Origin of the sequence: Candidatus Nitrosotalea okcheonensis, from assembly GCF_900177045.1 — an archaeon.
Lineage (GTDB): Archaea > Thermoproteota > Nitrososphaeria > Nitrososphaerales > Nitrosopumilaceae > Nitrosotalea > Nitrosotalea okcheonensis.
In genome coordinates, this window is sequence record NZ_LT841358.1 from 1,470,519 (window position 1) to 1,496,383 (window position 25,865).

At 37.5% G+C, this 25,865-nt stretch carries 31 protein-coding genes and 1 tRNA gene; 18 read left to right on the forward strand and 14 right to left on the reverse strand.

Features of this window, described 5'->3' with window-relative positions:
* Positions 1-87: 87 nt before the first annotated feature.
* Together thsB and BQ3481_RS08780 are read left to right on the forward strand one after the other, a co-directional pair.
* Positions 88-1,785: a thermosome subunit beta gene (gene thsB / locus BQ3481_RS08775; protein WP_157927921.1), complete on the forward strand. Its 1,698-nt coding sequence runs from the start codon at positions 88-90 to the stop codon at positions 1,783-1,785.
* A gap of 54 nt (positions 1,786-1,839) precedes the next feature.
* Positions 1,840-2,118 carry a hypothetical protein gene (locus BQ3481_RS08780; protein WP_157927922.1) on the forward strand — a complete coding sequence of 93 codons (279 nt, stop codon included), beginning with the start codon at positions 1,840-1,842 and terminating at the stop codon, positions 2,116-2,118.
* A gap of 70 nt (positions 2,119-2,188) precedes the next feature.
* On the opposite strand, the gene glnA is transcribed toward BQ3481_RS08780, so the two are convergent.
* Positions 2,189-3,649: a type I glutamate--ammonia ligase gene (gene glnA / locus BQ3481_RS08785; protein WP_157927923.1), complete on the reverse strand. Its 1,461-nt coding sequence runs from the start codon at positions 3,647-3,649 to the stop codon at positions 2,189-2,191.
* A gap of 59 nt (positions 3,650-3,708) precedes the next feature.
* On the opposite strand from glnA, the gene BQ3481_RS08790 reads away from it, so the two are divergent.
* Together BQ3481_RS08790 and BQ3481_RS08795 are read left to right on the forward strand one after the other, a co-directional pair.
* A complete protein-coding gene (locus tag BQ3481_RS08790; RefSeq protein ID WP_157927924.1) occupies positions 3,709-4,266 on the forward strand; it encodes a DNA replication complex subunit Gins51 in 558 nt (185 codons plus the stop codon).
* A 29-nt stretch (positions 4,267-4,295) separates the two neighbouring features.
* A complete protein-coding gene (locus tag BQ3481_RS08795; protein WP_157927925.1) occupies positions 4,296-4,568 on the forward strand; it encodes a hypothetical protein in 273 nt (90 codons plus the stop codon).
* Here the strand turns inward: BQ3481_RS08795 and BQ3481_RS08800 are convergent.
* Entirely contained in the window at positions 4,565-4,789 is a 225-nt protein-coding gene (locus BQ3481_RS08800; protein ID WP_157927926.1) for an AN1-type zinc finger domain-containing protein, read from the reverse strand. The genes BQ3481_RS08795 and BQ3481_RS08800 overlap by 4 nt on opposite strands.
* 100 nt (positions 4,790-4,889) lie before the next feature.
* Between BQ3481_RS08800 and BQ3481_RS08805 the strand changes: the two genes are divergently transcribed.
* From BQ3481_RS08805 to BQ3481_RS08825, 5 genes are all read left to right on the forward strand, one after another.
* The gene (locus BQ3481_RS08805; RefSeq protein WP_157927927.1) at positions 4,890-5,630 is read left to right on the forward strand and encodes an SDR family oxidoreductase; all 741 of its coding nucleotides are present in this window, start codon (positions 4,890-4,892) and stop codon (positions 5,628-5,630) included.
* Between the two features lie 11 nt (positions 5,631-5,641).
* Entirely contained in the window at positions 5,642-6,784 is a 1,143-nt protein-coding gene (locus BQ3481_RS08810; RefSeq protein ID WP_394336723.1) for an NAD(P)/FAD-dependent oxidoreductase, read from the forward strand.
* Positions 6,785-6,858: 74 nt separating this feature from the next.
* Positions 6,859-6,933: transfer RNA gene (locus BQ3481_RS08815), tRNA-Pro, on the forward strand.
* A 76-nt stretch (positions 6,934-7,009) separates the two neighbouring features.
* Positions 7,010-7,393 (forward strand): GNAT family N-acetyltransferase, encoded by a 384-nt coding sequence (locus BQ3481_RS08820; RefSeq protein ID WP_231911777.1) that lies wholly within the window; start codon positions 7,010-7,012, stop codon positions 7,391-7,393.
* Positions 7,394-7,546: 153 nt separating this feature from the next.
* On the forward strand, positions 7,547-7,855 hold the full coding sequence (locus BQ3481_RS08825; RefSeq protein ID WP_157927929.1) for a hypothetical protein: 309 nt from the start codon (positions 7,547-7,549) through the stop codon (positions 7,853-7,855).
* A gap of 38 nt (positions 7,856-7,893) precedes the next feature.
* Here BQ3481_RS08825 and BQ3481_RS08830 read toward each other — a convergent pair whose 3' ends face one another.
* The 6 genes from BQ3481_RS08830 to thpR all read right to left on the reverse strand — a co-directional run bounded on the left by BQ3481_RS08830 (position 7,894) and on the right by thpR (position 14,271).
* Positions 7,894-9,600, reverse strand: a complete 1,707-nt coding sequence (locus tag BQ3481_RS08830; protein ID WP_157927930.1) for a helicase C-terminal domain-containing protein — start codon at positions 9,598-9,600, stop codon at positions 7,894-7,896.
* A 98-nt stretch (positions 9,601-9,698) separates the two neighbouring features.
* Positions 9,699-10,304 (reverse strand): DNA-3-methyladenine glycosylase family protein, encoded by a 606-nt coding sequence (locus BQ3481_RS08835; RefSeq protein WP_157927931.1) that lies wholly within the window; start codon positions 10,302-10,304, stop codon positions 9,699-9,701.
* A gap of 2 nt (positions 10,305-10,306) precedes the next feature.
* Positions 10,307-11,665: a cation diffusion facilitator family transporter gene (locus BQ3481_RS08840; protein WP_320410693.1), complete on the reverse strand. Its 1,359-nt coding sequence runs from the start codon at positions 11,663-11,665 to the stop codon at positions 10,307-10,309.
* Positions 11,662-12,429, reverse strand: coding sequence for an RIO1 family regulatory kinase/ATPase (locus BQ3481_RS08845; protein WP_157927932.1), 768 nt, complete (start codon positions 12,427-12,429; stop codon positions 11,662-11,664). Before BQ3481_RS08845 ends, BQ3481_RS08840 begins: the two co-directional genes overlap by 4 nt.
* Positions 12,401-13,735 carry a CCA tRNA nucleotidyltransferase gene (gene cca, locus BQ3481_RS08850; RefSeq protein WP_157927933.1) on the reverse strand — a complete coding sequence of 445 codons (1,335 nt, stop codon included), beginning with the start codon at positions 13,733-13,735 and terminating at the stop codon, positions 12,401-12,403. Before cca ends, BQ3481_RS08845 begins: the two co-directional genes overlap by 29 nt.
* Complete coding sequence (gene thpR / locus BQ3481_RS08855; protein WP_157927934.1) at positions 13,732-14,271, reverse strand: RNA 2',3'-cyclic phosphodiesterase; 540 nt, start codon at positions 14,269-14,271, stop codon at positions 13,732-13,734. Before thpR ends, cca begins: the two co-directional genes overlap by 4 nt.
* 115 nt (positions 14,272-14,386) lie before the next feature.
* Here thpR and BQ3481_RS08860 point away from each other — a divergent pair, with 115 nt between their 5' ends.
* From BQ3481_RS08860 to BQ3481_RS08880, 5 genes are all read left to right on the forward strand, one after another.
* A complete protein-coding gene (locus tag BQ3481_RS08860; RefSeq protein WP_157927935.1) occupies positions 14,387-15,055 on the forward strand; it encodes a hypothetical protein in 669 nt (222 codons plus the stop codon).
* A 105-nt stretch (positions 15,056-15,160) separates the two neighbouring features.
* Positions 15,161-15,559, forward strand: coding sequence for a transposase (locus tag BQ3481_RS08865; RefSeq protein WP_304441951.1), 399 nt, complete (start codon positions 15,161-15,163; stop codon positions 15,557-15,559).
* 48 nt (positions 15,560-15,607) lie between these two features.
* Positions 15,608-16,153 carry an AAA family ATPase gene (locus BQ3481_RS08870; RefSeq protein ID WP_394336724.1) on the forward strand — a complete coding sequence of 182 codons (546 nt, stop codon included), beginning with the start codon at positions 15,608-15,610 and terminating at the stop codon, positions 16,151-16,153.
* Entirely contained in the window at positions 16,150-16,554 is a 405-nt protein-coding gene (locus tag BQ3481_RS08875) for an RNA-binding domain-containing protein (protein ID WP_157927937.1), read from the forward strand. Before BQ3481_RS08870 ends, BQ3481_RS08875 begins: the two co-directional genes overlap by 4 nt.
* A gap of 75 nt (positions 16,555-16,629) precedes the next feature.
* Positions 16,630-17,490, forward strand: a complete 861-nt coding sequence (locus tag BQ3481_RS08880; RefSeq protein WP_157927938.1) for a hypothetical protein — start codon at positions 16,630-16,632, stop codon at positions 17,488-17,490.
* Between the two features lie 338 nt (positions 17,491-17,828).
* On the opposite strand, the gene BQ3481_RS08885 is transcribed toward BQ3481_RS08880, so the two are convergent.
* Genes BQ3481_RS08885 through BQ3481_RS08900 form a run of 4 tightly spaced genes read right to left on the reverse strand, consistent with a single transcriptional unit; the run spans position 17,829 to position 21,251 of the window.
* A complete protein-coding gene (locus tag BQ3481_RS08885; RefSeq protein ID WP_157928544.1) occupies positions 17,829-18,545 on the reverse strand; it encodes an SIR2 family NAD-dependent protein deacylase in 717 nt (238 codons plus the stop codon).
* 1 nt (position 18,546) lies between these two features.
* Complete coding sequence (gene rnz / locus BQ3481_RS08890; RefSeq protein ID WP_157927939.1) at positions 18,547-19,446, reverse strand: ribonuclease Z; 900 nt, start codon at positions 19,444-19,446, stop codon at positions 18,547-18,549.
* On the reverse strand, positions 19,443-20,375 hold the full coding sequence (locus BQ3481_RS08895; RefSeq protein WP_157927940.1) for a TRM11 family SAM-dependent methyltransferase: 933 nt from the start codon (positions 20,373-20,375) through the stop codon (positions 19,443-19,445). The genes rnz and BQ3481_RS08895 overlap by 4 nt, the downstream gene beginning before the upstream one ends.
* On the reverse strand, positions 20,376-21,251 hold the full coding sequence (locus tag BQ3481_RS08900) for a ribose-phosphate diphosphokinase (protein WP_157927941.1): 876 nt from the start codon (positions 21,249-21,251) through the stop codon (positions 20,376-20,378).
* A gap of 116 nt (positions 21,252-21,367) precedes the next feature.
* On the opposite strand from BQ3481_RS08900, the gene BQ3481_RS08905 reads away from it, so the two are divergent.
* From BQ3481_RS08905 to BQ3481_RS08920, 4 genes are all read left to right on the forward strand, one after another.
* The gene (locus BQ3481_RS08905) at positions 21,368-22,285 is read left to right on the forward strand and encodes a cobalamin-binding protein (RefSeq protein WP_157927942.1); all 918 of its coding nucleotides are present in this window, start codon (positions 21,368-21,370) and stop codon (positions 22,283-22,285) included.
* 229 nt (positions 22,286-22,514) lie between these two features.
* Entirely contained in the window at positions 22,515-23,354 is an 840-nt protein-coding gene (locus tag BQ3481_RS08910; RefSeq protein WP_157927943.1) for a metallophosphoesterase, read from the forward strand.
* Positions 23,355-23,374: 20 nt separating this feature from the next.
* A complete protein-coding gene (locus BQ3481_RS08915; RefSeq protein ID WP_157927944.1) occupies positions 23,375-23,917 on the forward strand; it encodes a hemerythrin domain-containing protein in 543 nt (180 codons plus the stop codon).
* Positions 23,918-24,053: 136 nt separating this feature from the next.
* Positions 24,054-24,797 carry an HFX_2341 family transcriptional regulator domain-containing protein gene (locus BQ3481_RS08920; protein WP_231911779.1) on the forward strand — a complete coding sequence of 248 codons (744 nt, stop codon included), beginning with the start codon at positions 24,054-24,056 and terminating at the stop codon, positions 24,795-24,797.
* Here BQ3481_RS08920 and BQ3481_RS08925 read toward each other — a convergent pair.
* Entirely contained in the window at positions 24,794-25,012 is a 219-nt protein-coding gene (locus tag BQ3481_RS08925) for a hypothetical protein (RefSeq protein ID WP_157927946.1), read from the reverse strand. The genes BQ3481_RS08920 and BQ3481_RS08925 overlap by 4 nt on opposite strands.
* Positions 25,013-25,096: 84 nt before the next feature.
* The gene (locus BQ3481_RS08930; protein WP_157927947.1) at positions 25,097-25,840 is read right to left on the reverse strand and encodes an SDR family NAD(P)-dependent oxidoreductase; all 744 of its coding nucleotides are present in this window, start codon (positions 25,838-25,840) and stop codon (positions 25,097-25,099) included.
* Positions 25,841-25,865: the final 25 nt, after the last annotated feature.

Below are 25,865 nucleotides of genomic sequence, written 5' to 3' on the forward strand. Positions count from 1 at the left end.
CAGGGGGATATTGAAAATTATTTATTTTAAATGTAAAGAAGTCTGTTCTCATAAGACATAATAAGGGAAAATTGACCTCATGCAAATATGTCAATTCAGTCTTCTGCTGGTGGAATACCAGTTGTCATTCTCAAGGACGGTGCCCAACAGACCAAGGGTCGTGATGCACAAAAAAACAATATTGCAGCAGCCAAACTAATTGCTGAAATTGTTCATTCTAGTCTTGGTCCACGTGGAATGGACAAAATGCTTGTTGATTCTCTAGGAGATGTTACAATTACAAATGACGGCGCTACTATTCTAAAGGAAATTGATGTTCAACACCCAGCTGCAAAAATGCTGGTTGAAATCTCAAAAGCAACTGATAATGAAGTGGGTGATGGAACCACATCCGCTGTAGTCCTAGCAGGCGCATTATTGGAAAATGCCGAGGCCTTAATTTTGCAAGATGTACACCCAACAATTATCGTGGATGGTTATAGAAAGGCTGCCCAAAAGGCAGTAGAACTCTTGGAAAAGATTGCAGACAAAGTTTCTGCAACTGACAAGGATGTACTTGAAAGAATTGCAAGGACATCAATGCAGACAAAACTTGTCAGAAGAGATTCTGCTAACCTAGCAGACATGATCGTAAAATCTGTAATTGCAGTAGCCGAGAGAAAAGAAGACGGTTATCTAGTTGACATTGATGATATTAAAGTAGAAAAGAAGGCTGGTGGCTCTATCAAGGACTGCGCAATTATCAAAGGAATAGTACTTGACAAAGAAGTTGTTCACAGTGGAATGCCAAAGAAAATTGATAATGCAAAGATTGCTCTAATTAACAATGCACTTGAGATTGACAAGACCGAGTTTGATGCAAAGATAAACATCACAAATCCGCAACAGATGAAATCATTTCTAGATGAGGAACAAAAAATGATCAAAAATATGGTAGACAAAGTAATTGCTTCTGGTGCAAATGTTCTGCTTTGCCAAAAGGGAATTGACGATATGGCACAACACTATCTTGCAAAGGCTGGAATACTTACAGTAAGAAGAATAAAAGAAAGTGATATGACAAAACTGGCAAAAGCAACAGGTGCCAGAATTATTAGTAATTTTGATGACTTGTTTGAAAAAGATCTTGGTTCTGCTGAACTAGTAGAAGAAAGAAAAGTAGAAACTGATAAATGGACTTTCATTGAAGGCTGCAAACATCCAAAAGCAGTTACTCTTCTCCTAAGAGGTGGTTCCCAACGAGTAGTTGATGAGGTAGAAAGATCAGTTCATGATGCACTAATGGTTGTAAAAGATGTAATGGAAAAACCATTCATAGTAGCAGGTGGAGGCGCTCCAGAAACTTATGCTGCAACAAAATTACGTGAGTGGGCAAAAACACTTGAAGGTAGGGAACAACTTGCAGTAGAAAAATTTGCAGACTCTTTAGAAGTAATTCCAATTACACTTGCTGAGAATGCAGGAATGGATCCAATTGATACATTGGCATCGTTACGCTCAAAGCAACTTAAAGGAAACAAATGGACAGGCATTGATGTTATGAAGGGCCAGGTTGCTAGCATGCATGCTAGCGATATCTTTGAACCACTCTCTGTCAAGATCCAAATAATTACATCCGCAACAGAAGCAGCATCGATGATACTAAGAATCGATGATGTTATTGCAACTGCAAAATCTGCAGGACCACCGCCAGGAGCTGAAGGCATGGGCGGAATGGGAGGCATGGGTGGTATGGGCGGAATGGGAGGCATGGGTGGTATGGGCATGCCACCTATGGATATGTAATTAACAAATTCATATTCTCTCAAAGTTTATTTGACTATTCCAGATAGGAATTATATGCAAATAGGCGGAACCAAAATTCTAACTGGCGCAAGATACATCTACCTTGTAGTATTCTTTGCATTACTCTCTGGAATGTTCTATCCTATAATCACTCATAGCGCATGGGATCCAGTAATCGTGGGAACTCTCATTCTCTTTGTAGGCCTTGCAGGAACTGTTTCCATATACAAAGCAACTACTGCTGAAAGGCACAAGAAAGCCTATCTCATTATTGGTTTAGTTATTACTTCACTTGCATTGTTCCTTGTGTATGGTGCAATTGGTAAAGTCTAGAGGACACGTACGCAATTAAATTTACAAATTCAATCAATCGCGAAAGATTTAATCAAAAATTTCCTATTTTCTAAATATCAAAATAAAGATAGAATTCATGTGGATGAGGTCTTATTGAAACCTCGTGATCATCTGCTCTTTCTACCTCGATTATCTTATCGATTGTATCATTTGAGAAGATTGGCGAAAGGAACTTTCTATCACTCTCCAACTCATCAAGTGCCTCTCCCAAAGTTGCAGGAAGGTCTTTAATTCCCTTTGCAACTCGCTGAGCTTTTGTCATCTTGTAAATATCCTCATAAACTGGTCCACCAGGATCCATTTTCTTTTTAATTCCATCTAACCCTGCTGCCTGTACTGCTGCAAACACCAGATATGGATTTGATGATGGATCAGGTGCCCTGAATTCAATTCTCTTAATCTTGGAATATTTTTCTCCCTTGAAGTGTGAAGGAATTCTAATTATTGCTGATCTGTTGCTTGGGCTCCATGCGATATACACCGGTGCCTCATAGCCTGGAACTAACCTATGGTAAGAATTTGTAGTGGGTGCAACAATTGCAGACAATGCTCTTGCATGATTCATTATTCCTCCACAATAGTATCTTGCAATTTGACTGACTTCTTCCTTGTCATCTTTATCGTAGAACATGTTCTTGTCATCCTTCCATAGACTGACGTTTGTATGCATTCCAGAACCTGCATCCATTGAAATTGGTTTTGGCATCATGGTTGCAACTTTATCATATTTTTTGGCAATGTTTCTTATGACATACTTGTATGTCTGGGCTCCATCTGCTGCATTTGTCAGGTTATCGTACCGTATATCTATCTCACACTGTCCTGCGGTAGCTACCTCATGGTGATGATTATCACATAAAATTCCAAAATATTCATTCAAACACTCGACACAATCATTTCTAAATTCTGTCAAGGTGTCAGCTGGTGTGCTTGGGTAGTATCCTTTCTTTAATGCCATTGGATAGCCCTTGCCCTCTTGATTCCATGGGGCTTCTTTGGATTCTATTGAATACGACTGGCCTTTGTATGGAGTGAGCACATCCCAGGTAATTTTATCAAATACGAAAAATTCTACTTCTGGGCCCCAATAACTATTATCAAATCCTTGAGTTTGTAGATATTTTTCTGCCTTTTGTGAAATACCTCTTGGATCTGATTCTAATCTACCCTTGTTCTTTCCCCAATATACATCACAAATCAACCTAGCAGTCTTTGCATTTGTCATCCATGGGATTATTGCAAAGGTGGTCGGATCTGGTTTTAAGATCATGTCGGAGTCTTCTATTGATGCAAATCCTACTATTGAAGAACCATCAAGTTTTGGTAGTCCATCTTGCATTTGTTGTGGAGTAAACAGATTTGCAGAAATTGTAGTATGGTGGAATCTTCCTCTTAGGCCGGTAAATTGTAAATCGATAAATTTTATCTGGTCATGCTTTATTTTTGAAAAAACATCTTCTGCAGAGTAAGAAACTGGTACTGGTTCTCCACCAATCACTTTATATGGCAATTTTGCACCTTGATCATAACACAAAGAGGTCTATGATTTAAGTATTGTTGGATATGGAAATGTCAGAAACAAAAAAAATTGATGTAAATTTATTGTATGCTATTCTTCTTCGCGAAGTAGAAAACGATACAGTTCAGGAGGTCGATCCTAATTTGTATCGTAACATTGCAGAATTTCTCGGAAACATAAAGAATCATGATTACGATGGAATAGAATCAAAGATTACTGAATCGCTTGTAAAAATGATAACGGAGATGACTTCAATTCTTCTGAAGATCAGAATTGAAAAGGCAACATCGTTAGATGAAATTGATTATTCTAATCTTCTTGATGAAGAGAGATTCATTTTAGATTCTGAAGATGAGTTGAGGCAAAGAAAAGAAACCATTCTTTCTGCAACACTCAATGGAAGACTAAAACTTTTAGAAACTGTAGGAGAAAATCACAGAGCAAGATCAATTGTGATACGATTTCTCAAACCCATGGATCAGATAATGGGTACTGATCTCCAGTCTTATGGACCATTTGAAGCAGAAGATGTTGCTACATTGCCCTTTGAAAATGCCCGTTCACTGATTGGAAAGAAAGTGGCAGTAAAGGTAAGCTGGGAAGACTAGAAATTAGACAACTGATATTGTGATATATCATGCATAATGGGATAGATCTTGATGTCTATTTTGAGATCATAATATACCCAGTTGTTGGGATATTTGTTATAGAAATGATCTGCAGACTGGCAAAGATTCCAAACTGGGCAAAACTCTTGACCCAGGCAATAATGTGTGTGGGCTTTGGCATAGCATATCTTACAATGCAGGTTGCTCATTGGTTAACAGCTGGTGTATTGCTTGTACTTTCAATAGCCCTGTTTTATCAAGCAAGACTCTCAAAGATTAATCCGCAAAAAGCTCTGTACTAGCCGAATTTTCCAAAAATTCGCTTGACAAAACTTTGCCTGCCTATACCTTTTGTTCTATGGATCTTTTTTTCTCCAAATCTCTTTGCTCTAATTTGAAATAGTTTTACACACCTGTGTGACTCGGGTAACCTATGCTCTGCACAAAATTTATCGTTGCAATAATTGCACTCAAAAGGCAAATCTTGTGTTTCTCCACAGTATGCACAATCAAATTGTTCCATACTTGTAATTAATTGAGATCCTAAATTAGTGTTAGTGAACAAAAGTACTTTTAACAAAACTTATTTACGCAAGAAAGCATGATGAAAAATAGTTTTCAGTATGATAAAAGACCAAGTAGCTGTAGTAACGGGCGCTAGCAGCGGAATAGGATATGCAACTGCCATTGCAATAGCAAAGGCTGGTGCAAAGGTTGCAATTGGTGCCAGAAGGGTTGACAAATTAGAACAGCTAAAAAAAGACATTGAAAAAATTGGAGGAGAATGTATTACTGTATCATGTGATGTAACAAAGCGCAATGATTGTGAAAATTTAGTTAATTCTGCACTAAAAAAATGGAATAGAGTCGATATATTGGTAAATAACGCAGGACTGATGCCCTTGAGTTTTGTAAAAAACCTCAAAATAGACGAATGGGAACAAATGATTGACGTAAACATCAAAGGAGTGATGTACTGTACAGCAGCTGCAATTCCTCACATGATCACACAAAAATCTGGTCATATAGTAAACATTTCATCAATTGCAGGTAGAGTGGTCTTTCCTGCAGGAAGTGTTTACTGTGCAACTAAATTCGCAGTATGGGCTTTTAGCGAGGGACTCAGACAAGAGCTATCTGTCAGAAACAATATTCGAGTTACAACAATAGAGCCTGGAATAGTAGATACTGAACTTACAAATACCATTACCGATAAATCTCTTGAATCGTTTGTGACACATTCAAAAACAATCCAGTCCCTCAAGGCAGAAGATATCGCAAATTCCATAATCTTTGCACTCCAATCTCCACCTCACATGAATGTAAATGAGATTACAATCAGGCCAACTACACAAGAAAAATAGGGACTGTGACTTTGAGACCAATAAACATTGTAATTTTAGGTGGGGGCTTTGGAGGTCTTGCTGCTGCAAATGAACTCCGAGAAAATCTTACACAGGATACAAGAATCACAGTAATTGATAAAAAAGATTGGTTCATGATGGACCTAGTCAAGTTATGGATAATAAATGGAACAAGAGAGTTTGAATCTTCCAAGAGACCGCTGGAAAATGTTACCAAGAAAGGCATTGAATTTGTAAATGAAGATATACTAAAGATAGATCCTATCAACAGATCTGTCCGAACAAAGTACAGGCAATTTCATTATGACTATTTGATAATAGCCCTAGGTGTAGAGCTTGCACCAGAACAAATTCCGGGTTTGAAGGAAAATAGTTTTGTACTTTATGACATTAATGATGTTCCAAAAATCAGAGACACATTAAGGCAGGTCAAGTCCGGCAAGATTGTAATGGCAATCACTGGCCTTCCATACAAATGTCCTCCTGCACCCTTTGAGGCAGCTCTTCTGATACGATCTGTACTCGAGGAAACAGGGGCAAGCGATTCTGTCCAGATGGATTTCTACAGCCCTACTCCAATCACACTTCCTGCAGGAGGTCCGGATGTAAGTGAAAAAATATTTCAAATTCTAAAATCAAAAAAGATAGAGTTTCATGGAAATCACAAAACCATTGCAGTAGAGCCAAACAAAATAAAATTTGAAAATGGGGAGACAAGTTTTGATATTTTAATTTCTATTCCACCTCACAAGGCTCCTTCAGTTGTGATAGAATCTGGTTTTGCAGAATACGGCAAGTTTGTGGCAGTAGACAAAACTTGCAAGACAAAATATGATCATGTCTATGCAATAGGGGATGTAAATCAGATAATGGTGACAGAAAAGATAGCTGTACCAAAGGCAGGAATTTTTGCCGAATCCGAGGGAGTAACTGTTGCAAGAAATATTGTTGCACAAATAAAAAACGAGTTTGAAAGTGCAGTATTTGATGGAAAAGGAGGATGTTTTCTAGAAACTGGCAAGGGAACTGCAGGATATATTCAGGTTGACATGTTTGCAACACCAGATCCTCTGACCCAACTAAAATCTTCATCAACAGAACACTTTGCAGAAAAAGAAAAATTTGAGCAAGAAAGACTGAAAAAATGGCTCTAGATTTTCAAATACAAATTTCTTGGCATCAAGTCAATACTACAATTTAATAATTTCAACAATAGCCAGCACCTTGAGGGGCCGTAGTCTAGCTTGGTTATGATGCTAGCCTGGGGTGCTAGAGGTCGCCGGTTCAAGTCCGGCCGGCCCCATTATGTACAAAGATATGGTTAAGACTAGGTTTTGTGCAGATAAGTCAATACGAACAAATCCACGAATTTTTCGTACTTGATAAATCCTGATCTGAAACCGAGGGAAGTAATAACATTATTTGTTAATTCTGGCATTAAGAGACCTGTCAATAATGTTGTAAGAATAAAACGCATGATTGAAAATGCAAATCTGATAATATGTGCAAGAAATGACACAAAGCTAGTTGGAATATTGCGCGCTGTGACTGACTTTAGTTATTGTTGTTATGTATCTGATTTGGCAGTTGATAAAAAATACCAACGCCTTGGAATTGGAAAAAAACTGCTCAAATTAGCGCAAAAAACACTTGGAAAAGAAACCATGATACTTTTGTTATCTGCCCCAGAAGCAGACTCATTTTATTTGCATATTGGGATGGAAAACATACAAAACGCTTGGAAGATTGCTCGCAAAAGATAGAGTTCATAATATGGTGTAAAATCAGCTGCCTAGAAATCATGTCTCATCTATTTTCATATCGCATACAAAGCAAATTTTGTCATAATTTACAATCTACTTGCTAATGTCAAATTGTCAAGTCATTTTTTGTATAATTGTGATTGTAATGGATACATGGGAAAACGAAAATTCACTATTGATCTTGGCAGCGAAAAGATTGAGGTAGAAGGACATCTTCACAAGAATGTTGCAATCAAGTACCTCATGAAGAGACGAAGATCACTGCTTATGACGCGAGACAAAGAAAAGGTAGAGAAACTCTTCCAAGATGCGCCAAAAACAATCTCAATAGTGGGTGGTCATCTGATCAAATCTTACAAAGTAAACTGGGAAAGAGAAGGAACAACTGAATTTGAAGGTTCCAGATTTGTCTTCACCTTAACCGATCTACCTGACAAATCAGTACATGCAATTACAAATTGATTTCCCATCGGTGCTTTTTTTGAGTTAGAAAATTTTTCTTACATGGTAGACTTCATGCTTGATTCATAGCTTGGAAATCCCAGTACATCTTGGTATGATTTTGGAATCATTGATTTTGATTGAAGCAAGAGATCACTTGCGGCAGAATCAAGAACATATGTAACAGCCCAATCCTCCTCACTTCTGATTGATCTACCAAAACCCTGCAATAGCTTTGTAAGTGTCTGTGATTTGTACCATAAAGGAAACTTTTGCATCTTGATCTTGGTTCGTTTCTCGCTAAGGTTTGGATATGGTACCTTTGCTATTATCTGAAATCTTGACAAGTCATCTTTCAAGTCAACTCCTTCCCATAATGATGATGACAGCAATACACCATCTTCATCAAAAGAATGTTCATGTAATACCTCGTCTTGTGTCATACCGTTTTCATTCCTGCTATGGCATATTCTGATTCGCCGTCTATTTTTTTCAGAGAGATTATTTTTTATGTCAAAACATCTTTTCTCTGAGGAAGTAAGTATCAAACCCCTCTCTGTACCATGCTGTGTCATTAATTCATCAATTTTTTTTATTACAGCAAGCTCATCATCCTTACTTGAAGAATAGCTCAGTTTTTTTGTATTAAGAAAATTGATTCTTCTCTTATCAGGTGGAAATGGAGATCTTGGGGTATCAACAAATCCGACTTTTGATGGATCAAGTCCCGTATTTTCGCAAAAACTATCCTTGTCTATAGTAGCAGACATGAAAACCTGATTTTCAATGTCAAAGAATGTCTTAACATACTTTGAAATGTCAAGTGGCTTTACAGAAATTGATCTGAAATTTCCTCGTTCATCATTAAATGGATCATTTACCACAAAATTATTCTTGTTTGAATATATCTCTGCATGGGAATTAGCCATCTTTTCATATCTTGATTCTAGTTTTGCAAGCAAGGCGTAGTCAGGGTTTAGCATAAATGACTTGCTTTCCTGCAAATCAAGTATCTGCTTTGAATATGATCGTGCCAAGTCATCAAGCAATTGAACTATCATACCAATATCTCCAAGATCGTATGTCTTTGCATCAATGCCACATTCAGATAGATATCCATTGTAGATGTCTACACCTATGAACTGGATTATCTGGTCTTCTATCTTATGTGCCTCGTCAAAAATTGCTATTGGTTTTGAGACATATTCGGAATAGGACTTTCTGTTGAACTTCATTAATTGAAAATATGCGGCATAGTTCCAGATAGAGTGGGGCGAAGTTAGTGCACGATATTTCTGTTCATAATAGTGACACAAATCCTTGGTTACATCTTGCGGCTCTCCAAGTTTTGGCTTGAACTGACAAATCTCCTTGATTTTCTTCCCGTTCTTCATTATTGTCTCTTCACAAAGGCCTTTCTCACAAGTAAGGCCTTTCTGGACTGCACTTCTTGTATCTAATTTTCCAATTGATTCTTGTTCCATCAGTTTAAGGCAAGCAAAATTTGATTTTCCCTTTACAGGCATGAGAAATTTTAGGTCTTTAGAATACTGGTCCTGTAATTGTTTTGACGCAGTAACTATGAAAGAACTACCATAATATCTTGCAAGTGTAGCAGCAATGAGAGATTTCCCAACTCCTGTTGGTGCAGACAAAATGATTGTCTTGTATCCAGACTTGATCTTTTGCTCCATTCCCTGCAAAATTTCTTTTTGTATTTCTCTTGGCTTGAAATCATCTGGAAAGTGTTCTAGAACAGTATTCATGTTGCTCGGTTGATAAAACATTCAAAGAACAATACTTAATCGCTTGTTTTGGCATTACAATTTTTAGCCACGTTCAATATCCGGTAAATAATAAATCATTAAATCTTGTTGAATTGTCGCAGGCTCTTCCAAATATACCATGTAGCTACAGTTCTGTATGGTTTCCACCTCTGACCAAGTTTTTCAGTTTCTATTTGTTTTGGAATTTCAGGTAACGAAAACAATATCTGTATCCCTTTTCTCAAAGCAAGGTCACCAACAGGAAAAATGTCTTGCCTTCCAAGAGAAAAAATGAGAAACATCTCTGCTGTCCACCTTCCTATTCCCTTGACCTGAGTTAGGTGGGATATCACATCCTCATCATTCATCCTTGAAATCGATTGCATATTCAATTTTCCATCATCCACATGTTTTGCCAAGTCTTTCAGATACTCAATTTTCATGCTAGATAGCCCAACTTGGCGAAGTGTGGATTTCCTAGTGGCAAGAATCTCAGAGGCAGTTGGAAATTTTGGGTATAATCTCTTGAATCTCTTAAAAATTGCATCTGCCGCGCTGGTTGCAAGCTGTTGAGAAATTATTGATTCAACAAGTACAGAAAAATGGTGATTTCTTTTCTTTAGTTTGTATTCCCCAATCATATCTATGACTGGGGCCATTGCCTGGTCTTTTTGAAGAAATGTTATTGCATCATCAATTGTCATTTCTAGTTTGGCTCTGGATGTATGGTAACTATGGCATTTTTTATCTGATCTTTAATCTTGCTTTCTATATCTGAGACAATATCGTGAACTTCTTCTATTGTAAGATTTTTTTCAAATGAGCAATCAATGTCCACTTTGAAGATATCTTGTAGATGTAATGTTATCACCCGGCCAATTTTTTTTACCTTAGTGTATTCTCTTATGATATTGGTAACTTGTTCTTCTATCGTTATGTCCTCTACTGGAACGCTCTCAGGAATTGAAACATATGGTTCAAGATGAATAGTAATGTGATTGACATTTGCAACAGATTTTTTTATTTGAGATTCTATTTCATCTGATACGTGATGAGCATCTTCAAGTGACATGTTTCTATCAACCATTACATGCAAGCTAATGAAGATGCCATTCTCTGCAGAAAATGAGGTTACATTATGGATTTCCTTTACTCCTTTGACTGAAGTTGCAACTGTATTTATGACATAGTTTGCTGGAACATCTTTCCATGTTGGTTCAAAGTGAATAGTGACATTTGAATTTGCAATTGCATTTTTGATGTTTTTTTCCACATTAGCACTAATCTTATGGGCTTCCTCAAAACTTGAGGCAGCACTCAATGATATTGTAATTTCAGTAAAGATGTCACTACCTGATCTGCGTATTTGTACAGACTCTGTCCTCATTACTCCTTTGGTATTGTTTACTATATCGTGTACTCTTTTGACCATGTTTGCAGGAACTGCGTCAGTTAACTCAAGACCACTTTTGTGGATCAATTTCAAGCTCAGTGCAGCAAGCAAGCCTCCAAGAATCAATGCTGCAATGTTATCACCTTGGTAGAATCCCATTATGACAAGCACAATCCCTACAAGTGCAACAGAGGTTGCACCCATGTCCGTGAGGGCATGGTACAGGTCTATCTGAAGTGAGGAACCATCTGTTTTTTTGAGTGCTCTTCTCAATATAGTAATCCTGAAAAAGATTGACCCTAGCGTATACATTGCCGCAATTACTGCAAGAATTCCAGGCAAAACTAGGGGTTTTGGTTCCTGGAATCTTGATATCGATTCATAAACAAAAAACAATGAAATTACAAGAATTATGATCCCTGCTACAAAACTGCCCATCGTCTCAATCTTTCCATGACCATAGGTGTGTTCTCTGTCCGGCGGCTTGGTAGACCATTTTGCAGCAACAAGCAAAACCATAGTTACAATGGAATCTAGTATAGCATGGATACTATCTGTAACAAGGGCAAGACTGTTAGACAAAATTCCGATCAAAAATTCTACTACAAAGGCAGAAAGTATCACTCCAAGCGAAATTTTTAATGCATTTGTCTTGATGTCATGCAAGCTCAATTCTTGTCCAACCCCAACATCTTCAGTATTTCATCGAAGTTTTCTCTTGTTTGATCATGTTTGTATTTTTTGAGTGGACCTATCATTTTTCTCTTGCTTGGTATCTTGATTATATTTTTGACCATGCTTGAAAGTACAGAGCCTATGAATATTGATTGGGTGGCAGATGTAACATTAGAAGTTCTTCTGTTTGTACTGGAGCTTTCAAAATCAATCAAGCATGGAAGTTTTCCCACAATTACATGCTTGTGTATATAGCTAAGCTCTCCATGATCAAGATGTATCTTATCCAAAGTGTGACAATCTTCCAAGACTTGTCTTACAACAGATCTGAGTGCAGCAGCTCTTCCCCTGCCCTTTAAATCTTGTACCCAATCAGTTATTTTTTTACCCTCAACATATTCCATTACCAAAAAATTTCTGCTACTGTCTATCATCTTTGGGCCTATATTTGCCATATTTGCAATCTCGAGAAGTTTTGCCTCACTTTGCATCTCTTGTCTGCTAGAATCTATTCTACGAATCTTGAGGGCTACATTTTTTTTGCCAAGCCTTGACAATACAACAACTCCCACATAGCCCTTACCAAGTACATGAATGTTGTTCAAAATTGTCTCCCCCTCAAACATAACTCCTGTAATTCCAAGTTTTTTAAGCTCGGTTAGCCTTTTTGTAATCTCACTCTTTGTTGCCTTTGGATATCCTAATATCAGAGAGTATGGTTCTTTGACAAGCTTACTTGTTGGAACCAAAGATGAGTTCATTGGTAGAGGTTAACTCGGCCAGAGCCTTTTTAATGGATTTGCTTGTCACCTGATGACCTCCAGATATCACAAAGCCACGTTTCATGTCAGATATTATACCGCTTGGAATGCCTGCTTTTGATAGGTTTCTCTTCAAAAGTGAGTGCAGGAATTTTTTGACATCATGAAATTCTCTTTGTTGCAGTGATAGGATTCTTCCTTGATCATCAACCCAGGTTATCTCGTTCTTGGAATTTCGTAAAATAAAGTTCTCTGATTCTGGTTTTCTAAATACCTCTGGACCATTTTTAACCATGAATTTTTCAATTATTGTAGATTGTAGAAGGAAAAGCATGGCAGCCTCTGATTTTTCATCGGTTGTAGCACTCTTGCGTAATACCTGAAATCCACCAAGCTCAAGTTGGCCAGAAAGTGCGGATGCTCCCCTTTTTACCTGACCCCAAATTATGTCAGGGCTTCTGTGTTTGTAATTGAACTTGACAACTAGAACATTTTTTAGGCTCTTTGTCTTTGGCAACAATTTTTTGCTATTGAAAAATTCAAGTGATGGCTTTTTGAGGTAAGCCCTTGCCGCAAGTATGAACTTGCCAAAATTTTGAGCAGAGATTGCGGTGCCAAGGTTTCTGTTGCTATCTATGGGATCTATTAACACCAATGATGTCTCAAACTTTTTTGTGGGATTTCCTATTGTTTGTCCTTGGGAAAAGTTTGCCGCAGCCTCTAACATTTTCATAAAGCTTCCATAATGGTAAATTAAAACCTCAGAAACATATCCTCCAAATCCTTCTATTGCTATCTCTGCACCGTAGATGCCAACTCCACCGAGAAATTTTTTGAGTAGCCTTACCTCATTTTTTCCCTCTGCATCTAATTTTTCAAGTATGAATTTGGTATGAAATGATGACCTGTCAGCTGCACTCTTCCACTGGCCTTTTTCTACGTCATAGCATGGAACAACGTTTACCTTGGTATCTTGAACTACTGCCTCAACGTATGGATGTTCCGAATATCTAACATACGGATGAAATTTTTTCATGGATTCAAAACCGATCTTTCTACCAATCTCCTCAAATCGCTTTTCGTCCGTCTCTTTTTTCATCTTGACAAAAATGTCAAGGTCCAGATTGCCCTTGAGCCATGTTCCCTTTGCATAAGACCCGCCAAGCTCAACAGATGTAATCTCTGGATATTTCACAATTTCTTTTTTTACCAAGGTGAGGAGATTTTCTGCAAGTATGCCTATTTTTTCCTCTTCCTGTCTTGTGGGAATTGATATTTTTCTTGCCTGTTCCAAAACGTTTCTCATTGAGCTAAAATCACCTGTAAATCAGAGTAAATTGGTCCACTAGGGGTTAAGATGCTTTGCTTGAACTTTAATTCTGTCATGTTATATTTTCCCAGATCAACTTTCTTGAATTTTTCCATGATGCCTAAGATATCCCCAACCTTGTTCTTTATCCTAAATATTGTCAGGTGTGGTTTGAAAGGCTTGTCTGGCCTAAATCCAAGGGGCTCTAGTTTTTTTTCTACCTGAGATGCAAGATCTACTAGATGTTTTGATGATGTGTCATCTACACCAATCCAGATAACTCGTGGAGATCTTGGGTTTGGAAACGCACCCACATGTGTAAAATTTACATCTATTTTCTTGAATGAAATTGTGCTCAATGCTTTTTTTACGCTTGACGCAGTATCTTCAGTTATTTCCCCCAAGAAAAGCAATGTAAAGTGCATATTTTTTTTGCTTACTGGCGTTGCACTTATCTTAAATTCAGATTGAATCTTGGCAATTGCGTCAAGTATACTCTCATCCTGAATCTCTATTGCAACAAAGGCGCGCATTAGTGGAACTCAGTTGTGGCATCTATAATGATTTTCGGTAACATCATTGACAAATTTTAGTGGTATATTGTAATTACCTTGTATTTTTAAGGGAATTTCTCTTCTTGGTTGCACCGTGAAAGTAACAAAATGCGTATGGCAGTACCATAATAAAAAAAACGAATTTGAACCAGTTTTTGATTATTTCAAGTATTGTGCTAATGAAGCAATTCGAATTGGTATTGAAAAGAACCTAACATCAAAATTTAATCTACATTATCAGTTGTATCATATACTTCGCTTGGATTCTCAATTTCATTGTAAATATGTATATGGTGCACTAGAATGTGCTGCTTCAAAGCTTAAGTTATACAAAAAAATAATTAAGAAAAAACCTGATGCTAAAAAACCACATGTTTCAACAAATCATTTGATAATGGATAACATGTCATATAAAATTGATCAAGACATAATTAGAATCCCGACAGAACCTGAAAAATATGTATTCATTAAATTAACAAAATATGTGTTAGAAAAGATAAGAAATATGAAACTTGGTCAAATCACAATAACTATTGACAAACTGATTATCTCATACTCCAAAGAAATTCCTGTACATAAATCAACTAATTTTCTTGGAATAGATAGAAACTTGAACAATCTCACAACATGTGATTCTTCTGGAGATTACATTATCCATGATCTAGCAAACGCCCAAAAAATAATCACATTATATGGTATAGTGAAAAGCAAATTCAAACGTAATGATGTAAGAATAAGGAAAAGAATATTTCAAAAATGGTAGATTACAAAGAAATAGAGTAAATAATATCCTGAATTGTACTTCAAAGAATATTACATCTAAAAATGCTGGAATCATAATGGAGAACCTAAAAGGCATTCGTAAAATATACAAAAAGGGAATGGTCAAGGAACAAAATATAGAGGAAAGATGAACTCTTGGTCATTCTATGAACTGCAACGACAAATTGAGTACAAAGCAAGATGGCTTGGTTTGCCGGTAAATTATGTAAAAGCAGGTGGAACAAGTACAAAGTGTGCAATATGTGGGTCAAAGCTAGTACCCGAAGAGCACCGAAAGATGTTTTGTTCAATCTGCAAGACAAGTGTTGATAGAGATATCAACGCTGCTCGTAACATCTTGCTTAGAGGCACCAAGGTTGTGCCAGACGGGATCACAAGTGAAGCGGTGATGGCGGAATCTGGAATAATTTCTGAAATTTTTCCAATAATACGTCGAGTCGATGTGATCAAATCAATTGTTGAAACAAAAATCTCAACAACTTGATAGTACCTTTCCGGTAGCTTCATAGACTAGGGGATGAAATTTGTGAGTGTGAAACTAATCATATGTCTTACAGGAATGCCCGGAGCTGGAAAAACCACAATAGCTGAGGGCTTGAAATCAAAAGGCTTTGATAAAATTACAATGGGCGATGCTGTAAGGGAAGAAGCTACGAGAAGAAAGATAGATCCTACGGGGGCTAATCTCGGTAAAATCATGATTGAACTGCGAGAAAAAAATGGTCAAGGCGCAGTGGCTGAACTCATAAAAGACGTAATCCAAAATTCCAAGTCTGATGTTATACTTGTAGATGGGGTGAGATCGCTTGCAGAGGTAAATGTCTTGAAAAAAATCGGCACTGTCAAAGTTCTTGCAATTCATGCATCTGGCGATACAAGATACAAGTTTCTAACAGGGAGGGGAAGATCCGATGCTCCATCTGACCGTGAAGACTTTACAAAAAGGGATTCAAGAGAAATTGGGGTAGGCATGAGCGAATCAATTGCACTTGCAGATGAAACAATCTCAAATAACAATATGACAATTCAAGAACTTGTTGATACTGCATATCGAGTAATCAAAGGTTGGATGAATTGAAGATTCCAAATGTTGTCTGCAAGATCGAAGTCTATGCTGCAGTAAATCCATCTGAAGATCCAGACAAAGTCAGGCTTGCCGTATCTCATGTCATACTGGAAACAGATTACCAGTACAAGGAAGGGAGTATCAAGGCAACCTCAAACCAGTTGAACTCGCTTGTAAAAATTCAGGAGACAATCAAGAAGCATCGAACCAACAAAATCTACCGAAGACAGATGCGATTTAATACCAAAGGAGATACTACTTGGTTTTACCTCAACAAGCAGGCAGCCTTTGTGGATGTCATTGCAGCATGCGAGGAGGCAGAAGAATCTGCTATGGGTCCAATCAAGGTAATACTTCATTCCAAAGACCTTGATAAGGTAGTAGACTGGCTTGCTCCTGAGATGACAGAATAACTGGATAAATTTACTACATTTACTCAACTAGTGTGCATTTGTGCTTTTTTATGAAAACCCCAAGAAAAGTATTGCTTGATAGGAAAATTGATCATTATTGGAATTATAATAGCTACAATAGCTATCTTGGTACCAAATGCATCAAAATTATTTCAAAGCGTACCATCATCTATCGATACTGTAAAAGGCAAGATTGATCAAGTTGCAGGCAGCAAGGGAATAATCAACGATTCCAAGTTAGCCATAAAGGAATTGGGCCTAGGTGCAAACTCGATCTTAAATACATCTTCAACAAATAACAACTTGACATCTGTTTATCAGCTTGCTCCACAATACGTAACTCAACAAAACTATACGGGCCAAGTCTTTGAAAAGACTGGCAATACATGTCAAATCTCTGTTCCAGGATTGGCCCAGACAATAAATGGAATAAAGCAGCTGACTGGAATAATTCAACTTGATCAATGTACATCAAATGTAGGTGATCCTGTGCAGGTGACAAAACTCACAGCAAAACCGAATTCTCCACCGGTAGATGTTCCAAGTGGCCTAACCATTTCCCCTTATTCTAATAACGGTAACACGGTCCCAACTGGTGCCACATCATCCAATACGCCTGCCTTGCCAACTCTCCCATCTTATTATCAAACAGTCCAGCTAACTACAATAAACCAAGGAAACAGTGCAATGCTAAATTTTGATGATACATCTGGTCAAACAAAATCAGTCATAGTCACAATGAGAAACAGTAACACTGTCTTGTTTACTGGAACATTTTACTCTTCAAAGTTTTCGACCGAAGTCAAGGATGTTCCAAACACACCACACATAATAGAGATGACAATAGATAATACAATTTATGGAACATTGCATGCATCTGTATATGCACCATCAAATATGCAGAACTCTACTATAACTGGAATTTTATCACAATAGGGTCAATAAGCAAATTTTGTATCACTTGATCTAGAATTTTGTAAAAACAGGAAAAGGTGTAATGGCGTGATCCTGTATAGGCAAAAGCATTCTCTTGCCGCTTCGTACAACGAATTGTACTTAACTATATACCATTTTTCACAGGATCACGCAAATTCATTTGTCAGAATTTGCATCTTTCCGCATTGTTCTTCATACGTTCTTCTCTTATTTAATAATTAGTGTGATTTATTTCATAAATAAATTTTATTTAATATAAATTATTGCGATTATATCTAAAATAATCAACAATCTCCTGTCAACTAGTAGAATTAATCTGAAAAATTTGAATCCTGAAACTAGGATAATATGTCAACAAGTCTTGGAAGTGCCTTTGCAGCAGATGTTCTAAGGGATAGGTACATGCTTGAGGACATTGGGGTTTGATCAATATTTACCTCAACCATTGTAGCACCATTCTGTCTGGCATAGACTGGCAATAGGTTTGCAGGAGAAACTACAAGCGAGGTTCCGACAACCACCATCACATCACAAGATCTTGCCTCTTCTATGGCAGACTCCCACACCTTCTGCGGTAAAGCCTCACCAAACCATACAACATCAGGCCTTAACATATTTCCACACTTGCAGAGCGGTGGAATCTGGGAGAACTCAGATGTAATCTTGTCGTTAAAATCACAAACAGTACACCTGATTGTAATTATACTTCCATGTAATTCATAAACACTTGAGCTTCCAGCCCTTTGGTGAAGACCATCAATGTTTTGGGTCAGAACAGAAATTTGTTTATACTTTTCAAGTTCTGCAATTGCAACATGGCCAGGATTTGGATTTGCATCAAGTATATTTTTTCTTCTCTCTTCGTACCACTCCCATACAAGTTTTGGATCCTCATAGAATGCATCTATTGTTGCAAGCTTCATTGGATCATATTTTCTCCAGAAACCATCTTTTCCGCGAAATGTGGGAATTCCACTCTCCTGAGAAATTCCTGCCCCTGTCACAAACACAATTTTTTTCGCTTGTCTTAGTTTATCAGATATGACATCCCACATTTTATTTGATATCAATCTCTAAGAGATCCCTTGCAGCAGTAACTGAACCATGAATTGTCTTTGCCTCATTGACAAGCTCCTCCACATCTTCATATCTTGCAGAAAAGTGTGTCAAGATAAGATTTGAAACACTTGCTTTTTTGGCAAGCTCTGCAGCTTCCTTTGATGTAGAGTGATAGTTTTCTTTTGCCTTGTCTTGCAATGCACCAGAATATGTAGAATCAAATGTCATGTAATTGCAACCCTTAAAAAATTCTGCAAGCTTGTGTGTAGGTCTCGTATCTCCTGATATGCCAATCTTGATACCCTGACGCTTTTCTCCTGTTACATCAGATGGCCTAACCAATCTCTCCCCAATTTTTATCTCATTGCCATTTTGAAGTTCATGCCAGAGCCTTCCCTCTGGAATGCCAAGTTCCTTTGCCTTTTCCGGGTAAAACTTACCAGGCTTGTCTTTTTCTGTAAAAAGATACGAATAGGCAGGAATCGAGTGCTCCGCCTCACATACGTGAATATTAAATCCTGAATCGTCAAAGACAAGCCCCTCCTTAATCCTAGTTATCCTGACAGGAAATGTCAGCCCAAAATTCAGTATTTTGAGATTTGCCGCAATAAATTCTTCAATTCCAGTTGGGCCATAGATGTCAACAGATTCTGTTCTATTCTGTAATGACATGGTCTGCAACAAGCCAAGTATTCCTACACAATGGTCTCCATGCAAATGCGTCACAAAGATTCGCATCTTTTTGTTCCAGCCAAGCTTTGCCTTTGAAAATGCAATCTGTGCACCCTCACCTGCATCAAACATCAGTATCTCCCTGTCAAGTACCAGACAGATGCAGGTCATGCCGCGTTCCGCAGTTGGCTGTGCTGCCGATGTTCCTAAAAATACTAGCTTCATCTTACTGCAATCACTCTGGTCAAGCTCTTATGCCTGTAGATCTCGTATTTCTTTGCTTTGCTTATTTCTTCCACCTCTAGACCTTTTTTGTATACCATTACAAGTTTTTTTCTCTTTGGTATGACTGACACAAAATCTTGGATCAATTTCTTTGGAGAAACAGATGACCTTGACGATATTCCATATGGAAGATCAGTTACGATAGCATCTATCTTATCCGTAATATTTTGTATCTCTTCATAGCCAGAATTTATCACCCTAGAATCAAATCCATTTGCAGCAAGATTTTTTCTTGTAATCTTACACATTATTTTATCAAAATCAATTCCAATAGAGTTTATTCCCATAGACTCTGCCTCTAACAAAATTGTACCAGTGCCGCAAAAGGGATCACAAATAGTATCTTTCTCCTTTAATCCAGACAAATTTACAATACATCTTGCAAGCTTCATGTCTAGTTCATGCGGATGCTTGATTAACTTTGTTGAAAATTTTGGTCTACTATTACAATCAGAATATCCTAGATATTTTTCCGAGTCCGTAATGATAAGATATACTGTAATCTGTGGGTCTGAGAGTGATACTCTAGAGCCCCATTTTCTTGAGAGTATTCCACCGACTTGTCTTTCAAGTGCAGACGAGCCTATATTTTTTGACGTCAAGTTTATTGTTCTGCATACAAATGACTGCGGCACAGGTATTTGCGGGTCAATCTTTGTGACATCATTAAATGTACCTGCTATAATTCCAGAATACCTGACAAATGTTGCCCTGCCTGATATCCTGTACCATGGTATCTTTGATGATACCATGACAAGTCTTGGATTTGATTTTATAGTTGACTTGGGATCATAGCTTTTTGATATTGTGATTATCTCGTCTCTTGCAAGGTCTTCATATTGTTTTTGCAATACAAAAAAGCTTGACATTCAGGTTATTGCCTTTGCAATTAATGGCGATACATCAACAATCGATGTCTTGCCTGGTATAGTATTCGCGCTGATTATCTTTGTAACTCCAGCTCTTATGATATTCTTCTCTGCATCTCCAATTAGCAGTGAATGTGTACAACATGCATAGACCTTGCCGCTTTTTTGTTTCTTTAAAAATTCTGCAGCCTTTACAATACTACCTCCTGTACTTATCATGTCATCAACTAGTATGATGTCTCTACCCCTGACTCCTTCAAGACCCTTGGATTTTATTGCAACATTTCCAGTCTTTCGGTCTCTATGTTTTTCTAGCGCGATATAGTCAACACCAAGAAATTCTGCAAAATTTCTTGCTCTTTCAACTCCTCCCTTGTCGGGTGATACCACAAGAGGAAAATTAAGAGACATTTTCTTGAAATGTCTTGCAAGCTCTTCTACTGCACTGATGTTTTTTACAGGGATATGGAAATGTTCTAGCGCAATCATACTGTGAATATCAACTACAATTATCTTGGTTGCCCCTGCTGCCTTGAACATTTTTGCAACAAGTTCCATGGTAGTAATCTCGCCTGGCAGAAACTGTCTATCTTGTCTTGCATATCCCATATATGGAATAACAACATATACTTGAGAAGAAAATACTCTTGCCTGTGATGTTATTGCCAAGCAGCGAAGAAGATTTGAGTCAACTGGTGGATAGATTGATTGTACCACTAGAATCTTTCCACTAGGTTTTCCCTTGAGTGTAATCTTACTTTCCCCATCTGGAAATACCCGTAATTCACAGCCAATGAATTTTGATTTTAATTTAAAAGCAATTTTTTTTGCCAATTGTTCAGAAGATGGTCCGCCAATAACTGTAAAATCAATCATCAATCAAATCGAGCCTTGGGCTATTCTTAAGTTTTGAGGGAAATATGAATAGGAGAATTTACAATCATACAAAACTTGAATACATGTTTAAAGCAAATGTCATTAGATGTTCACTCATGAAATTAGTCTCTTTTCTTCCAAGTGCAACTGAGATATTGTATGAGCTAGGAGTAGAAGATCAGGTCCTAGCTGTAACACACGAATGCAACTATCCAGCAGAGGCCATGACAAAGCCAAGAGTTATTCATTCCTCCTTTGATCCGCAAAAAATGTCTAGCCAAGAAATTGACAACAAGGTAATGGAGCTGGTAGATGCAGGAAAAGACATCTATATCATAGATGAACAAGTTCTCAAAAAAGCAAATCCAGATCTTATTGTAGCACAGGGAATATGTGAAGTGTGTTCGCCTTATACAAGAGAAATAAACAAAGCAGTAACACTACTTGGAGGCAAGCCAGAGGTTCTTGTTCTAGATCCGAAAAATCTTGACGGCATACTAGAAAACATCATTGAGGTGGGAAATAAAGTAGGAAAACAGGAAAAGGCAAAAGATTTTGTTATAAAATTACAGAAAAGAATTGATTACATACAAAACACCCCAAAAGTTTCAAGACCCAAGATACTCTGCATAGAGTGGCTTGATCCGTTCTTCTCAGCAGGTCACTGGATCCCTCAGATGGTGGAAATTGCAGGTGGCATAAACGGAATCAGCTCAACCGGAGACAGGTCAAGAAAAATACAGATTGACGAGATGATATCATTTGATCCAGACATTGTAATCCTAATGCCCTGTGGATTTGATGTAAACAGAACACTTGTTGAATACGAAAAATTGCTTGAAAACAACAAATGGAAAAAGATCAAGGCAGTAAGCAGGGGAGAAGTTTATGTGGTAAATGCAAATGAATACTTTAGCAAGCCAGGCCCAAGAACTGTAACAGGCCTTGAGATTTTGGCCAAAATAATTCATCCTGACACATTCCGAGAACTACAAATTCCTAAACAATCTGTTCAAAAAATTGATTCTGAATAATAAATCAGCTGACATCCTCAGGGTAGGATGATGAGGATGCAAGCTAATTTGATGATATGTACCAGACCTGAGATTATTTATTTGAGATCAAATTTTTACTTTCTTATTCTAAAATTCTAGAATGATATCATGCCAATTCTAGTCACAAATGAATTTATGTAGGATCTTTTTCCATAAATCAATTCCTCACACAAAAAATTTCAAATTAGGCTAAAAAACAACAGGTTCATTGGATCTAGTTTTTTCTGATATTCACGCAGACCTGAGCGGTCTTGACCTTATAATACAGACTGTATCAAGTGATGATTTTGTAAAAAAGTATGGTAATTTTTCAAGAATTATCAATCTAGGTGACTTGCTTGAGCGTGGTGTCCATCCAAAGCAAGTCATATCAAAATTACGCTTACTTGAAAAAAACTATCCAATATTTTCCGTGATAGGTAACCATGATGAAGGATTCTTGAGCGGAAAAAAAGTGAGTGCCAGTTCTCTTGAAAGTATGGATGCGCATGAAAGGCTTGGCGCTGAAGACCTATCATTTTTCAAGCAGAACAAAGACGGAACATTTGGTAATCAGGAATTCATCGATGTAAAAAATGGCCTATTCTGCGTTCACGGGGGACCACTAGATCCTAAAAAAATAACCCCAAAAAATGCCAATAGCGAAGCTTGGCTATATCAAAGAAATTGGCAGCGACTCACTGATGAAGGCTTTGAGTTCTTTAGTTACCATGGATATCATTACAAAGCGTCATCCGCCTTTGGAGAGGCGGGAAAACATGTACGCAATCATATCATACTATGCGGACATCAGCACATGGAGGCCGCTCTGGTCCACCAAGCGGGTAAAATTCGTGAGATTTACTCTAAACTTGAGTCAAAAAAAGAAAAAATTTCGGGGCATGTATTAGAAAGAAAAGAAATTGAAATCAATCCTACAAGTGATTATCTAATAAGATTGGGTCTTGGGGGACCTGCTGGATATTACGGTGTTGGCTCTTCCATGCCACATTTTGCCATAATCCAATACAACCCAAAAAAGGTAATACTATTTACAGTAAATCCCTAAGATATCAACAGAAACTTGACATGAGCGGAACTGAGATACTAAGAAACGATCATAGACAAATACGTAGACTAGAAAAAATAATTGTTAAATGCTATTCCATATTAAATGAGGGCAATGATGTTCCATTTTCTGATATGCAAATAATGGTTTCAATCATGTCAGAATTTTTGGATGCAATACATTATGCAAGAGAAGAAAACCAGTATTTTCCATGTGTTGCAAGCTATGACTCCTTAAAACAAGAGATCCGAGTATTTATGATCGAACACGAGTTTGGAAGAAGAATAGCATTAAACATTTCAAAGCATCTACAAAGGTGGAAATCAGGAGAGGACCAAAGAGAACCCGTTGCAAGATTTCTCAAGGCATATGCAATTTACCTAGATGATCATCTGACCAAGGAAAACAAATTCTTTGACACTGCAGAAGAACAAGTGCTATCCCCGGATGAGGAAAAAATGATGTATGAAGAATTTCAAGCAGTCACTGCAGTTGCTACAAAGCTTGATGAGATGATAAAATTCATAGATTATCTAGAATCTACGCCATGGGTGAAGGATTAATTTTCAAAAACCGATCTTATTCTAGGATAGACAGATGTTTTGTTTTGTTCCGATGTGAGTTTTTGTTGCATGTTTTTACATGGAATGCATAATTATTATATATCATCACCATAGTATGATAACTATACATACTAACATGAGTAAAATAGTAAATCTCCGCGTACATGTAGCACCTGTAGGCTTTGAAATTGACCGAATTGCAATTCCTGCAAAACAAATGAAAGCCGATAGAGTGTGGTTATTGATGCACGCAGAACCATCAAAGGATCAAGCTCAAGGGTTCATGGAAAAAATTCAAACTCATCTAAAAAAAGAAAAGATCGAAGTACAAGTTGCGCATTCTAATAGATTTGATCTCTTCAAGATCCTAAAGGCATTACGAGAAATTGTACAAAAAGAGGATGGAAATGATATTTTTGTAAACTGCTCTTCTGGATCAAAAATCCAAGCAATCGCATGTATGATGGCATGTATGATGTTCCAAGGGAAAACAAAACTCACTCCATATTATGCGGAGCCGGAAAGTTACTCTAGTGTAAAAGGGAAACAGCTATCATCAGGACTCAAGTCCGTTGTCAAGTTACCAGCTTATGAAATTCATACCCCGAAACCTGTCCTAGTACAAGCCCTGAAAATAATACAAGAAAATAATGGAAAAATAACTAAAAAGGAGATGGCAAAAATTGCATACGAAAGAAAACTTATCATGGTAAATGCAAGAGAAGAAAATTTTCAACAAGCACGATTTGCAAGCCTTGACAAAAATATCATCCAACCGCTTTTACACGAGTGGAAATTCATTGAAGTTGAAAGGATTGGAAGAACTAGGTGGATTAAGACAACTCCCGAAGGACTAGGCGCAGTAGAGTTTCTTGGCTAGCCACGCGTAGTAAGTTCTGGTTTTAAAGTCCAAGCAACTGCCATGGCAATAAATGGCACGGAAATCAAAGCTGCAATTTCTAGGTAGGTTTTGAATTGTTCAGATTGTTGGGGACTTGGATTAGACCACATGAAAGGTACAGGTAATGCTGCAGCAAACCAAATGATTGAAAGCATAATGATTATCTTTAGGGCACTCTTCCTCCTTGGGGTCATGATATAACCTTAGAATTAGGTTCTATTAATTTTATTAGGATACTATCAAATGATGAGATTTGTACCATATGACTTGACAGTACCTTATTTAGTGATGACTCCACCATCTACAGGTAAAATTGCACCTGTAACCCACGAGGAATCCTCTGAAACAAGATAGAGTATTGCTTTTGCAACATCCTCTGGCATTCCTATTCTTCCGATTGGATGTTCTGCTATTGCCATTGCTCTGTCAGATTCATTTCCAAGATACGGTCTTGTCATGTCAGTTTCTACAATTCCTGGACAGACACAATTCACACGTATCTTATATTTGGCATATTCTACTGCCCATGCTTTTGTAAGCAGGACCAGTGCTCCTTTTGAAGCAGTATACGCATCTGCTTCAAAATTTTCAAATGATTTCAGTCCGGCATCTGATGAAACATTGACAACACAACCGCTTGTTTTCATCAAATGAGGTATCACAGCTTTTGTAAAACGAAACTGTCCGGTTAGATTTACATCTATTATGTCATTCCACTCCTCTTCAGAAATTTCATGCAAAGGTTTTACTTTGGGGAAAATACCTGCATTGTTTACCAGAATGTCAATTTTACCAAAACTCTCTATAACATTTTTTACAACATTTTCTACATCTGTCCTTTTCCTAATATCCCCTGGTATTGCTACAACATTTTTCATTTCTGCCGCAGTCTTTTGAAGACTGGACTTGTCTTTTGATGTGATTATCACATTTGCTCCATGTTGTGCAAGTAACATTGCAGTAGCTTTTCCAATGCCTCTACTACCTCCTGTAACAATTGCAACCTTGCCAGAAAGTTTCATCTATGTCTGATCACATGTTGCATCA